The organism is Vicinamibacteria bacterium, assembly GCA_035620555.1.
In the GTDB taxonomy this organism is placed as follows: Bacteria; Acidobacteriota; Vicinamibacteria; order Marinacidobacterales; family SMYC01; genus DASPGQ01.
The window spans coordinates 1-12,967 of the sequence record DASPGQ010000121.1 but is presented as its reverse complement, the minus strand read 5'-3'; the positions used below and the strand labels follow the sequence as shown (position 1 = coordinate 12,967).

The window sequence follows — 12,967 nt, the reverse complement described above, 5'->3', positions numbered from 1 at the left end:
TATCTCGACGAGCACACAGGTCTCACCGAACCGCCGGAATCCCCGGTCGCAATTCCAGCGGTCGCCGGCGCGATCCAGGTACGCGTTCGCCGGGACGCGGACGCTTCGGCAGGACTCACCGAACTTCTGGTAGCCTCGATCACAGTCCCAACCGCTTCCACGCGCATCCAGGAAGGCGTTCATAGGCACGTCGACGGGGACACAAGCGGCATTGACCTTTCGGTAGCCTCTCTTGCACTCCCATCGGTCCCCGGAATAATCCAAAAAAGCATTGGCGGGGACCTGAATGGCGACGCATGACTGCTCGACTTCCTGGTAACCGCGGGTGCACTCCCAGTCGTGCCCGGAAGAATTCAGGAATGCATTCGGTGGCACTTCGATCGCCACACATCTTTCCTCAATCTCGCGGTATCCGCGCTCACACTGCCATCCGTCTCCGAATGAGCTCAGAAAGGCATGCGCAGGCACCTGGATGGCGACACAAGAAGAACCGACTTTCTCATACCCCCAATCGCACTCCCAACCGCTCCCGTAAAGCTTCGCATGAGCGTTCGCAGGCTGTGCCGACGAGCTTTCTTGCGCGAACGCGATCCCAGGTGCGATCGTCAGCACGCAAAAGAACAACAGAGACTGATAGGAATCGGCCCAACGGGGTTGTTTTGTTCTCATGGTTTTGATCCTCTTCATCTCATCTATCGCGCCGCAAAACGGAACCGCGTCGGCTCGCGAAGATGCCTTCCGTGGAGCGTTGCGAAGCTACTGACGTCCAGCGTCACGGCAACTGCCGTTGTGCGATCGAACTCAACTCTGGATTTACTGGCCATCTCAGTAATCACTATCGTTAATTAACCCAAAGAAGTCAAGTACCGATCTTGATATCCGTTATAACTTAACTTATAATGGTTTATAACGAGGCCGGGTATCCAGGTGAAGTTGCCTCATTCTTTTCACTTAGGGCGCCTTTGGCCGTAACCAGGGAGGTCGTAATCATGAAACGATGGAACCAGCAGAGTCGTAAACCTGAAGGTTGGGTCGAGCGGAGACGCCGATTCCAGAAACTATTTGCCGAGAGCGTTCGCAACGCTACCGGTGGGCAAGTACCACCTGATGCGAGAGCCACCTCATCCGAGGCCGCTCCCACGGTCGGGATCCGAGCTGAACCGTGAACATCCGACCTTTGAGCGATCATATCGTTGCCCTCCGGATCGAGGAAACCGAGAAAAGAGCCGGAGGATTGGTCATTCCCGACACCGCCAAAGACAAACCCATGACCGCGAAGGTCGTGGCCGTGGGATCGGGACGCATTCTCGACAATGGCGAGCGCCTGCCGCCCGAGGTCGAAAAGGGCGCCAGAGTCCTCATCGGCAAATACGCTGGCTCGGAATTCGAGCTCGACGGCGTCGATTATCTCGTCCTTCGAGAGGATGATGTCCTTGGCATCGTCGGGTAAGCAAACGCAGTTCGTTTAGAAAGAAGAGACAAAAGTGAGTAAGCACGTCAGCTACGATACCGAGGCTCGGCAAGCAATGCTGCGGGGCATCGACATGCTCACGGGTGCCGTCCGCGTGACGCTGGGTCCGAAGGGCCGCAACGTCGTGATCGACAAGAAATTTGGCTCGCCGGTCGTCACCAAAGACGGCGTGACGGTTGCCAAGGAAGTCGATCTCGAAAACTCCATGGAGAACCTCGGTGCCCAGATGGCGAAGGAGGTGGCCTCGAAGACCTCCGATGTCGCAGGAGATGGAACGACGACCGCGACGGTGTTGGCTCACGCTTTGTTTCGTCAAGGCTTGAAGAGCGTTGCCGCGGGCGCCCACCCGATGGAGTTGAAACGCGGGATGGAACGCGGTGTCGAGTCGATCGTGGCGGGGCTCGCGAAGCTCTCGAAACCGGTCAAGGGGAGCATGATTGCGCAGGTCGGCACGATCTCCGCAAACGGAGACGCCTCGATCGGCGGCATCATTGCCGAAGCCATGGCGAAAGTCGGTAAGGATGGTGTCATCCAGGTCGAAGAGGCAAAGACACTCGAGACCACTCTGGAGCTCGTCGAGGGCACTCAGTTCGACCGCGGGTACCTCTCTCCTTACTTCGTCAACGACCCCGAACGCATGGAGGTCGTGCTCGAGGACTGCTATGTTCTGGTGCACGAAAAGAAGATCTCGAGCGTTAGCGACCTGCTGCCCCTTCTGGAGAAGGTTGCCCAGTCGGGAATACCGCTCCTCGTGGTCTCCGAAGACGTGGACGGGGAGGCTCTGTCCACGCTGGTCGTGAACAAGCTTCGCGGCACCCTGAAAGCGGCGGCGGTAAAAGCCCCCGGCTACGGGGACCGGCGCAAGGCCATGATGGAGGACATCGCCGTATTGACGGGCGGAACCGCCATCTTCGAAGATCTCGGCATCAAGCTGGAAAATGTCGAGCTCAAACAGCTCGGCCGGGCCAAGAGAGTCATCGTTACGAGAGACAACACGACGCTCATCGAGGGCGCCGGAAAGAAATCCGATATCGAGGGTCGCGTCAAGCAGATCCGAAACCAGATCGAAGAGACGACCTCCGACTACGATCGGGAGAAGCTCCAAGAGCGTCTCGCGAAGCTCATTGGCGGCGTCGCCCTCATTAAAGTCGGCGCGGCCACCGAGACGGAGATGAAAGAAAAAAAAGCGAGGGTGGAGGACGCGATGCATGCCACCAAGGCGGCGGCCGAAGAAGGCATCGTTGCTGGTGGCGGTGTGGCCCTTCTGCGCGCCGGGGAATCTCTGACCGCACTTCTTCGCAGGGACAGCACGCTTACGGACGATGAACGCGCGGGAGTCGGGATCGTGGCCCGGGCCATCGAGGAGCCCCTCCGATGGATCGCGCAAAACGCTGGTCATGCGGGCTCCACCGTGGTGGCGAAAGTGAGAGAGCTCACCGGCGACCACGGCTTCAACGCAGACACTGAAAAGTACGGGGACCTGGTGAAGGCGGGTGTCATCGACCCCACGAAAGTCGTACGCTGCGCGCTTCAAAACGCAGCATCCATCGCCGGGCTCATGCTGACGACGGAGGCGATGGTGTCCGAGCGAGTGGCCGAGGAGGAGCCAAAGAGCACTCCTCGTGGCGGCTTGTCCGGGATGGAAGACTACCACTAGCCGGAGTCAACGATGAGACGAGCGCTTACCCAAACATCCATGCGCTCGGCAAGCCCCGAGAACGAGCCCGTGTGCACGGCGGCTCGCGAGAGGTGGGAGAACGAAGGCGGGAGTGCAGAGTCGGTCGCCAAGCCGGCGTCCCCCGAACGAACGGCCCCGATCCTCGTGGCAGAGCCGTTTCCCGCGCTCCAGACCGGCGAGCTCGTTCTGAAAGAACTGGAGCTCGTTCGCCTCGTCGACCAACGGACTCTTGGGGTGTACCGCGTCCAGCCAAGAGGGCTCGGTGAAAGTGGACATGTCTTCCTCGCTACTCTGTTCGGCGCCACGTGCTCCAAGGTAGAGATGGTGAGTGGGAGAAAGCTCGATTGGCACGACTATCGCGCGGCGTTGAAACGCGCCATCGAGAGGGAGATCGGATACTGGCAGAATCGGGGCGAGCCCCTACCCCGGGGAGCTCAGCGAGTCGTCGATGTGACCGTGAGAGACACGGACTTCGCCCATACTGCGGTCCGAGAAATAGAACGGGAGCTGCGACAGTGAACAACAAGAGCAGCACCGCCCGCCGGCCTCGATGCGCGAGAACTCAATGTCATGTGGAGATGTTCCGCCGTGCGCCGCTGTCAGCGACGAATTTTTGACAGCTCTGGCGAGTAACCCGGTCTCGAACGGCTTTGATGATATCGTTGCTTAGGCTTGCCTGCGTGTTTTTCACCGTGGGACCCGTCCTGTGAAGTTCGCACCCCAGCGAATTGCGCGCAGAGGAATAGGAGATTGGAATGAGCATTCTTAGGAAGGCCGGAGTATCTGCAGTAACGGCCGAACCCTCGACATCGGTGCTTCGCGCCGTCCGGCTCATGAAAGAGGGGGGCGTTGACACGCTCTTCGTGGTTGAAAAGGGGGTGCTTCTGGGTGCATTCACCCAACGAGATCTGGCCTTTCGTGTCGTCCTTGGCGGGCGTGACCCGGAAGTGACCACAGTGGGCGAGGTGATGACTTCCCCTGCGATTACGGTCGCGGCCAACGCCACGATCGCCGACGCCGTCAGCGTGATGGCGGAGCATGGGGTACCGCAGTTGCCGATCGTCGACGAGCACGGGGCAATCAAAGGCATGGTAACGCTGCGGGATATCTTCCGAGAGCAGAGGATCGACCTGACTGCGGAACTCGAGTCCCTGAGCGCCTATCATGCTGCAGATGGTATTGGCGGATGAGGGAAGGCGAGCCGTCCGCCGGGGGCGATCCCTACCGGACCGGACCCGGCTCCCAGAGCCGACGCCACCGAGCCGGCCTCACCCCGCTCCCCCGCTCCGATTCATTTCACCGCACGGCTCGAGCCGAAGAATTCACCCGTCCGGCTTCCCGGCGACCAAACAGCGCTTCCCGAGCACGTGGCCGAGCCGGTGAACGACGAACCCACGAGCTGGCGGAAGGTCGCATTCGAGGATTCGAGCCGCTTTCGCTTTCCCAACACCACCCGTGGGTCTGTGGCGCCGTCGTCCACCAAGGGAATGCGGACACCGAAAAATGCGGGGACCTGGTGATGAACGGCAAGCACGGGCGGCTCCGTACAGTGCCCATGCCCGGCTGGGCCAAGGCGGCCGTCGACGTGTGGCGCCAAGCGCTCGGGACGATGCCCCCCCGCCATCTTTCCAGATGGTCCCGGACTGCGGCCAAAAGATCGGGTCAGCATCGGGCCCCACGACCTCCGCCGGACTCTTGTGAGTCCACCACATCTGCTGCTGCTTGACGAAGCGCTTGCTGACGACCTGATTGGATCGTCGATTCCACGAACGCAGTGCTGATCGGATCATCCTGTCGATGATCGCTCGCCGAAGTTCGGGATGAAGTCGCGGTTGTTTAGGGGGACAGCGTCCAAAGGTTGTCCTTAACTGTAAAGAGTTAAATTATTTATTGAGACTTAATGATACTTGACTTACTGAGTTAAGTATAGTAAACTCCGTGCAGATGAGATGAGTAAATTATCTACTCGTCATTCAGTCAAGGAAGGCAAGGCACAAGATGTTACAGCGATGGTATCCATTAGCGGAACTTCGGCAAATGCAGGAAGCGGCGAATCGGCTCTGGGGTGGCGCCGGACCCACACCAGAAACTGCTGCTGGTATGGAGCGCTGGTCAATCCCGCTCGACGTCGTGGAGGAAGGCGCCAATATCGTGATCCATGCCTCTCTTCCGGGTGTGAATCGGGAAGACATCGAGGTGGCTATCGACGACGATATTCTCACGATCAAGGGCCACACGAACGGAGAGCCTGAAAGCAAGGAAGGTACATACCTTTTGCGCGAGCGCACAATGGGGACATTCCACCGAAGCTTGCGCCTTCCTGATACGGTCGACGCCGAAAAGGCGACGGCCAGCTATAAGGACGGCATTCTCACTACCACGTTTCCGAAGCTCGAGGTCAAGAAGGCCCGCGCACTGAAGATAGGTATTGGGACCTAGGCCCTTCAAGTATCTGCAAGCGGCGTGCGCGCGAGTCGGTGAAGCATGAATGCTCACCGCCTCGCGCTTCTGGTTCTGCTAACACTGGTTATCCTGATTGAGCGATCTCTTTAGATCGGCTGAGCTCACTCAGTTTATCTGGGAAGGGAAGGCACCTGGGCCAACTGCTCAGTTTTCTACTCGGTGAACAAGGTGAACAAGAGGATCAAAATCATGAAAACAAGACGACCACGGTGGGCCGATTCATATCGGTCTCTGTTTTTCTTCGGCGCATTGGCGATCGCATCGGGGGTCGCCTTGGCAGTCGGCGACCTGTCCGAGCCGCCTACGAATGCCCACGCGAAGCGCTTCGGGGGCGGCTGGGAGTGTGATCGAGGTTACGAGAAAGTCGATCAGTCATGCGTCGCCATACAGGTCCCTCCCACTTTTCTGGACTATCCCGGGGACCGATGGCACGGATGGGAGTGCAACCGTGGCTACTGGCAGGTCGACGATGCATGTGCCCTCGCCGACGTACCTCTGAACGCCTTCTTGGATTCCCGCGGAAACGGTTGGGACTGCGATTGAGGCTTACCACAAGTTCTGACAGTCATATACGAGCGTCAAGATCCCGGCGAACGCGTATCTAGACCGCGCCGAGACCGCTGGAAATGCGATCGAGGATTCTGGTTTCGTTCGGCCGCATAGGGCTCTGAAGTTCCGTCAGGAGATTCGGACTTCGGCGATGCTGGCCGGGCTCGTCGCGCGCCGACTCACGCTCGATGGGTATTCGCGCGCACGCCTATCCTTGTTGGTAATCGACGCGATGACGTGTGCCGAGCTACGCAGGCCGCCGACCGCTCCAGTCCAAGAACTGCCTCTGGTGGCCCAAACAACAAGTTGATGGTGGAAGCACCGAACCAGCAGCCGGTTGGGTCCCCTTGCTCAGCCGTCGGTCCACAGTCCGCTGGGGAGTCCGCGCCGGTCCCTCATTCTGTTCTCGTTTTCCTTCAAGGCTTCCTCTTTGGCTGCTTGTCTTCCTTTTTCTTCGCCTCCTTCTTCCGCTTCCTGGCGTCCTGCTTCTGGCCCTTTTCTTTATCTTTCCTGCCGCCCTTGTCGCCCATCGTGCTCCTCCACTCGGTTCCTGGTCTGCCTACTCCTCGGTCTGGGAACTCCTATAACGCCATGAAGTATTACACCCCGTGGCACGGGTCGCCAGGACTGCACGGGTCGGCATCCTTCCTGGTGCCGTCTGTCCAGCGTCAACCTTTCTTCCTGTCCGCGTTGACTCACTGGTCTTGCAACCGAGCGGGACTCGTTGCCTCATCAGATGTGTCACCAAAATCTGGGAGGTGATGGATGGGCGGGTATTAGCAGAAAAGCGAGGTCGGAGCTTCTTCAAGTGCTCCGTCAGCGATATAAGGAGTAGAAGAACCTTAGTTGCAGTTGGTGCAGGAGGGAATTGGCAACCGGCCAAGATTCGTGGCAAATTTGCTCTCAGAGGGACATCATGGCGGCGCGTCCGAGCCAGAAGAATATTGAACGCATGGAAAAGCTCGTCGAGAGCTACTGCAAGAAATCGGGGACGACCACTCACCCCGACGAGCAGGTCACGGAGTCCGTGGTGCTCGGTTTGGCGCGACACATGGACGAGCTCGGCCGGCCCCTATGCCCATGCCGCTTCTACCCCGACAAGAAGGAAGAGGCGAAGCACCGCACCTGGATGTGTCCCTGCGACGACATGCAGATCTACAAGTATTGCCACTGTCTTTTGTTCGTTAACGACGCGGGCCAACCGATCACCGAGCATCTTCCCAAGGACCACGAGGGGAGAGGAATCTACGGCATCGTTTCCGATCCGACGCCAAACCAGGGTCGGGCGCTTCGGAACAAAGCGGCGGAACGCGAGAAGGAACGCAGGGAACGACCCTCCTGAGGGCAGGCTAGAGCGGCGCTCAATCGATCAATCGTCCTCTTCGACGTCGGGAATCGAGTAGCGTGCCACCACCACGGTCACGTTGTCCTTTCCCCCTCTGGCGAGCGCCCGATTGACGAGCTCATGACAGGCCCTCTCCGAGCTCTGATCTCTCACTAGGTCGCCAATTTCCTCATCGGAGATCATGTCGGTCAGACCGTCGGTGCAAACCAGAAGCCGATCGCCGTCGGCAAGCTTCAAGCGTTGAACGTCCACGCGGAGCTCTTTCTCCGCTCCGCCGAGCGCGTTGGTCAGGACGTGGCGAAGACGGTGCCGGGCGACTTCGCTCTGGCCGATCGCGCCGACGTCGGCGAGCATCTGGGCCTGGGTCTGGTCGCGTGTCAGAAGCTGCAGACGCCCGTCACGGAAGATATAGGCTCTCGAGTCGCCCACGTTCGCGACGAAGAGATCGTCACCGATGCTGTAGGTCGCGGTCATGGTCGTTCCCATGCCCCGAAGACGCGGTTCGACTCGCGCCCTCTCGAGGAGCGCGAGGTTGACACGGCGGTAATACCCGGCGGCGCGCTCCATGACCTCCTGCGCGTGCTCCTCGTCGAGTCTCAGGATCCAATCAGGCACATGGATGATGATGTTTACCAGAGTCGCAATGGCCAGTCGGCTGGCGACCTCTCCGCCCTGAGCCCCTCCCATACCGTCCGCCACGATGATGACGTAGCCCGTCTCGTCGAAATGTGCGGGGACGTCGCCGGAGGGAATGTTGGTGAGGATCGTATCGATCCTCCGGCCGACCCGGGCCACGTAAAAGTGGTCCTCGTTCCGCTCCCTGACCTTTCCCGTATCGGTGAGGGCGGCCAAATCGACTTCCACCCGCGAAGAGAGTGGTTTCGGCTCCTCGATCTCCAGTCGCGGTATGGGAAACTCGGCGGTATCCAGCTCGCTCTTGTCTTTCATGGTATCCCCCAAAGCTCGTATCGAAATTCGTTCCAGCCCGGGCGGAGCATCCGGAACTCGACCTCGAGTCGCTCCTTGCCTGCCGTCAGCGACGCGGGCAGAAGGTAGTCCGCCTCGGCCCATCTCTTGTGCTCGTTCGTCGTGGCCGTGTACCAGACGCCCGCCTTCGTGCCGCCAATCCAGACCTCGGCTTCCTGCGGCGAGCTCTGATCGAAGAGACGTCGGAGACGAAACCGTGCGAACCCCGGGGGGACGTCGAACGTGAAACGGGAGCGTTCGGATACGACCCGTCCCCGGTCGGTGACGTCGACGTCGTCGTCACGGCCCTCGAACTGCGACGTCAGCTCGATGGGTCCGTCCACGTCGATCTCTCCGATCTTCTCCATGGCCTCCGACTGCGCGTAATAATAGGCGACGCTCGAGTACATCGCATCCACCGAGTTTCGCGTCCCATGCTCGGTGGAGACGGAGATGCCTCTCTGGAAGGGAATGCCGCCGGGAAAGAATCGATAAACCGTCGTCGCGGCGCTCCACTGAAAATCGACCTGGGTGAGCTCGGTTGTCTTGGGCTCGCCGTGCATCGGAAGAGAATAGGGGTTCATCAACCACTCGTTCGACCAGCCGCCAAGGTACTCGTCCTCGTGCCCCGTGCCATGAAAGGCCGGCTGGCGCCGCTCGTCCAGGTAAATCCGGAGATCGCCCTCCCACCAGCGCTTGACCTCGGAGCGCAACGGCTCGACCGTCATCGTTTGCCCGACGTAGACGCCCCGCCCATCGGTATCCAGGAGACGATAATCCGTTCCCAGCGTCGTGGGCCACTCCCGCCGATAACGAGCGTGAAGATAGCCGCTCGATTCTCTCGCGTAGGGCGCGTCACCGTCGACTCGTACTTCCCACCAGATCGCGGGAGTCCGCTCGGGGTTCTCGCTGACGAGCTCGATGCGGAAACCGTCCCAGAACGGCATGGGCAGATGGCAATAATACGGACCCGAGGGGCTCATGCCGAGAGGTAACGCTCGCACACTCGCCTCGCCGAGACCCGATCCGAAGAAGCTTCCGAGGGGGGCGTCGACCGCCGGCTCCCGCGCCCCGTCCCAGTAGATGCGGAGCCAGACGTGATTGAGCCAGTACGCGGAGACAGGAAACAGTGGGTCGATTCTCAGCGCCGTGATCGCTCCGCTTCCCTCGTGCTCGAGCAGCGTCTTGCGGCTCGGCACGGGCTCTCCGTCGGGCATATCGGGAGCGTCGAGCACAATCGTTCCCGTGTGGATCTCTCCCACGATCTCCGGCGTCGGTGCCGCCGAAGCCGCTTCCGTCCAGCTCTCGATGGCGCGGTCGGGCGCGAAAGTGTGATAGTAGGCGTTGTAGAAACCGACTTTTCGTTCCGTCGTGATCCGCAAGCGTTTCTGGAACGGAAAGGGCATGGTGCTCACGTAGCCGCCGGTGCTCTGGAAGGCATGATAGACGAACGGCGGCACGAAGGGTGGGTGGCGCCCGCTGAAGAACTCGTCGATATCCATATCGACCCGCGGCTCGACTTCGTCGTCGAAATAGAACTTGAGTCGCCCCGCTCCCAGCGGACCTCGGCCGTCGACCCGACTGGTGAACCAGAGGTTCCACAGCGTTCCCGGTCCGGCGACGTCGAAGATGACGAGCTCGCCGTCCTCATCGGTGTACAGAGCCGAATAAGTGCCCTCGAATCCGTCGTCGTTGCCACCGGTACGATCGAAGCTGGACAGGTAGTGCGCCTGGACGTCGGGCTGCAGATTGGGATAGCGTGTGAGGTCCTGGGCGGCGGGAATCACCATCGATAGGAACAAGAGCATGCCGGAGAAATCGTACCACCGTTCCATTGCCGCCCGAGCCCTGGTTCCCGGCAGCGCTCGAGGAAAGGCACTCGTGAGCTCCGAGCCTCTGAGCCTCTGGGGGGGCCTCGATCCGAATACCGGTGAGATCGTCGACCGCCGCCATCCGCTGTCCGGCGAGAACGCGGCGGGAAGAGTTCTGGTCCTTCCATCTACTCGGGGCTCGAGCACGACGACGGCGATACTCCTCGAGGCGGTGCGAACCGGAAAAGCCCCGGCGGCCATCGTGAGCCGGGGTGACGACGCTTTCTTCGCCCTCGCTTCCATCGTCGCCGACGAGATGTACGGGAAGCCCATTCCCATCTTCTCGGTATCGGCCGAAGATTTTGCCTCGCTCCGGACGGGGCAGCTCATTACGCTCGAGGAATCCGGCACGATACGATTGGAAGATGCAGGGGAAGCATGATTTCGCACCTATTGCTGTTCGTGGTGGGGTCGGCCATGACCGCTGACATTTACGATCGCGTCGAGCACGGATTCGCCGACAGCGGCGGGGTCAAGATCCACTATGCGAGCCTTGGTGAGGGTCCTCTCGTCGTGATGCTCCACGGCTTTCCCGACTTCTGGTACTCCTGGCGCGATCAGATGGCAGCGCTCGAGACGGACTTCAAGGTCGTCGCCGTAGACCTGCGCGGTTACAATCGGAGCGACAAGCCCGAGGGCGTTGCCAGCTACGCGATGCCCCTTCTGGTGGGCGACATCGCCGCGGTCATCGGGCACCTGGGACGTGAGACCGCCACGGTCGTGGGGCACGATTGGGGTGGAATAATCGCTTGGCAGTTCGCCCTCCTCCAACCGGAGAGAGTCGAAAGGCTCGTGATCCTCAACCTTCCCCACCCCAATGGCCTCATCAGGGAGCTGCGGAACAACGAGACCCAGTATCGGAACAGCGAGTACGCCCGCATCTTCCAACAGAAGGACGCCTCCGCCCCCGACGTTTTCTTCGGAGGGCCGATGACGCCCGAGACGATGTCGGCGTGGGTCCGGGATCCTTCCGCGAGGAAGCGATACGTCGAAGCATTCGCCCGCTCGGATTTCGACGCGATGCTCAACTACTATAAAGCGAACTACCCGAGAGTGGAGCCAGGAGCGAGCGGTCCCGCTCCGCCGCCCCTGCCCAAAGCGAAGATGCCAGTGCTCATGTTCCACGGGCTCGAGGATCGCTATCTCCTTTCGGACGCCCTGAACAACACCTGGGATTGGCTCGAGAAAGACCTCACGCTCGTCACCGTGCCCGGAGCGGGACACTTCGTGCAGCAGGACGCGAGCGAGCTGGTCAGCGAGACGATGAAGTGGTGGCTATCGCGCGAACGCTAGCCTAGCCTAGCGCGCGAAGGCGTCGTCGAAGCTCCCACTCGCGGGCGGTACGAAGTCCATTCGCCTCACGAACTCGCAAGCCTCACGGGCTCCGTGAACGCGATCCATGCCGTTGTCCTCCCACTCCACCGAAAGCGGGCCCCGGTAGCCCACTTCGTTCAGGGCGCGGATGATCGCCTGGAAATCGATATCTCCCCGCCCGGGCGAGCGGAAGTCCCATTGCCGGCGCCGATCGCCGAAGTCGAGGTGCCCACCGAACGTACCGGACTCGCCCGGAGTCTTTCTCCAGGCCACGTCCTTGATGTGGACGTTGAAGATCCGGTCGCCGAATCGATGCAGGAACTCGACGTAGTCCACTCCCTGGTATCCGAAATGGCTGGGGTCGAAGTTGAAGCCGAAAGCGGGGTGCTGGCCCACCGCCTGGAGCGCTCGTTCGGCCGTCACGATGTCGAAAGCGATCTCCGTTGGATGGACCTCGAGGGCGAACCGGACCCCTAACTTCTGATAGGCATCGAGAATGGGCATGAAGCGGCTTTTGAAGTCCTCGTAGCCCCGGTCGATCATCTTCTGAGGCGTCGGGGGGAATGCGTAGAGCAAATGCCACACGGAGCTTCCGGTGAAACCGACGACGGTATCGACGCCGAAGGCTTGGGCGCTCTCGCCCGTCCGCACCATCTCGTCGGCGGCGCGCCGACGGACCCCTTCGGGATCGCCATCGCCCCACACGTGGTCGGGAAGGATGCTCCGGTGCCGCTCATCGATCGGGTCGCAGACAGCCTGGCCGACGAGATGGTTCGAGATGGCGTAAGCCTGGAGCTCGTGCCGTGCGAGCAGCTCGCGCTTTCGCCGGACGTACTCCGCATCGCGAGCCGCCCGGTCGACCTCGAAGTGATCGCCCCAGCAAGCCAGCTCGATACCGTCGTAGCCGAGCGAGCGCGTGAGCCGGCACATCTCCTCGCAAGGAAGATCGGCCCACTGCCCGGTAAATATGGTGACCGGTCTAGCCATTTCACGTCTCCTGGATTCGGGTCCACTTGCCGTTCGCCCTCGAGCTTTCCACCGCCGCCTCGATGAAGGCCATGCCCCGCGCGCCGTCGTGAACCGTGGGGCAATCGAGCTCCCCTTCCCCGCGAAGTGTCGACGCGAAGCTCCGGTAGAGGTTGGCGAACGCCTCGATGTACCCCTCGGGGTGTCCGGCTGGAAGCCGAGTCGCCCGGAGTGCCTCGGAGCTCAGCCCGTTGTAATTCACGCCGGCGCGAACGATCTCTCGCGGGCGATAAGGCCATTTCAGGAGCAGCGAGTTGGGCTCTTCCTGTCGCCACGCGAGGCTT

Annotated in this window: 14 protein-coding genes; 9 read left to right on the top strand and 5 right to left on the bottom strand. The window is 60.8% G+C overall.

Annotation, left to right across the window (positions count from 1 at the left end; all coding sequences use genetic code 11):
• The coding region (locus tag VEK15_05035; protein ID HXV60036.1) for a hypothetical protein at positions 1-387 on the bottom strand (387 nt) is incomplete at its 3' end.
• 775 nt (positions 388-1,162) lie between these two features.
• Between VEK15_05035 and VEK15_05030 the strand changes: the two genes are divergently transcribed.
• The 7 genes from VEK15_05030 to VEK15_05000 all read left to right on the top strand — a co-directional run bounded on the left by VEK15_05030 (position 1,163) and on the right by VEK15_05000 (position 7,503).
• A complete protein-coding gene (locus tag VEK15_05030) occupies positions 1,163-1,450 on the top strand; it encodes a co-chaperone GroES (GenBank protein HXV60035.1) in 288 nt (95 codons plus the stop codon).
• A 34-nt stretch (positions 1,451-1,484) separates the two neighbouring features.
• Positions 1,485-3,128 carry a chaperonin GroEL gene (gene groL, locus VEK15_05025; protein ID HXV60034.1) on the top strand — a complete coding sequence of 548 codons (1,644 nt, stop codon included), beginning with the start codon at positions 1,485-1,487 and terminating at the stop codon, positions 3,126-3,128.
• 39 nt (positions 3,129-3,167) lie between these two features.
• Complete coding sequence (locus VEK15_05020; protein ID HXV60033.1) at positions 3,168-3,668, top strand: hypothetical protein; 501 nt, start codon at positions 3,168-3,170, stop codon at positions 3,666-3,668.
• 236 nt (positions 3,669-3,904) lie between these two features.
• The gene (locus tag VEK15_05015) at positions 3,905-4,339 is read left to right on the top strand and encodes a CBS domain-containing protein (GenBank protein ID HXV60032.1); all 435 of its coding nucleotides are present in this window, start codon (positions 3,905-3,907) and stop codon (positions 4,337-4,339) included.
• 808 nt (positions 4,340-5,147) lie between these two features.
• Entirely contained in the window at positions 5,148-5,588 is a 441-nt protein-coding gene (locus VEK15_05010) for an Hsp20/alpha crystallin family protein (GenBank protein HXV60031.1), read from the top strand.
• Positions 5,589-5,801: 213 nt separating this feature from the next.
• A complete protein-coding gene (locus tag VEK15_05005; GenBank protein ID HXV60030.1) occupies positions 5,802-6,155 on the top strand; it encodes a hypothetical protein in 354 nt (117 codons plus the stop codon).
• Between the two features lie 958 nt (positions 6,156-7,113).
• Positions 7,114-7,503 carry a ferredoxin-thioredoxin reductase catalytic domain-containing protein gene (locus VEK15_05000; protein HXV60029.1) on the top strand — a complete coding sequence of 130 codons (390 nt, stop codon included), beginning with the start codon at positions 7,114-7,116 and terminating at the stop codon, positions 7,501-7,503.
• A gap of 27 nt (positions 7,504-7,530) precedes the next feature.
• Here VEK15_05000 and VEK15_04995 read toward each other — a convergent pair whose 3' ends face one another.
• Entirely contained in the window at positions 7,531-8,454 is a 924-nt protein-coding gene (locus tag VEK15_04995) for a protein phosphatase 2C domain-containing protein (protein ID HXV60028.1), read from the bottom strand.
• Entirely contained in the window at positions 8,451-10,307 is a 1,857-nt protein-coding gene (locus tag VEK15_04990; GenBank protein HXV60027.1) for a glycoside hydrolase family 172 protein, read from the bottom strand. Before VEK15_04990 ends, VEK15_04995 begins: the two co-directional genes overlap by 4 nt.
• Between VEK15_04990 and VEK15_04985 the strand changes: the two genes are divergently transcribed.
• On the top strand, positions 10,279-10,725 hold the full coding sequence (locus tag VEK15_04985; GenBank protein HXV60026.1) for a DUF126 domain-containing protein: 447 nt from the start codon (positions 10,279-10,281) through the stop codon (positions 10,723-10,725). The two genes, VEK15_04990 and VEK15_04985, sit on opposite strands and share 29 nt — an antisense overlap.
• Positions 10,722-11,636, top strand: coding sequence for an alpha/beta hydrolase (locus tag VEK15_04980; GenBank protein HXV60025.1), 915 nt, complete (start codon positions 10,722-10,724; stop codon positions 11,634-11,636). The genes VEK15_04985 and VEK15_04980 overlap by 4 nt, the downstream gene beginning before the upstream one ends.
• A gap of 6 nt (positions 11,637-11,642) precedes the next feature.
• Here the strand turns inward: VEK15_04980 and VEK15_04975 are convergent, their stop codons facing one another.
• Positions 11,643-12,644 carry a sugar phosphate isomerase/epimerase gene (locus tag VEK15_04975; GenBank protein HXV60024.1) on the bottom strand — a complete coding sequence of 334 codons (1,002 nt, stop codon included), beginning with the start codon at positions 12,642-12,644 and terminating at the stop codon, positions 11,643-11,645.
• A 1-nt stretch (position 12,645) separates the two neighbouring features.
• The coding region (locus VEK15_04970; protein ID HXV60023.1) for a gfo/Idh/MocA family oxidoreductase at positions 12,646-12,967 on the bottom strand (322 nt) is incomplete at its 5' end.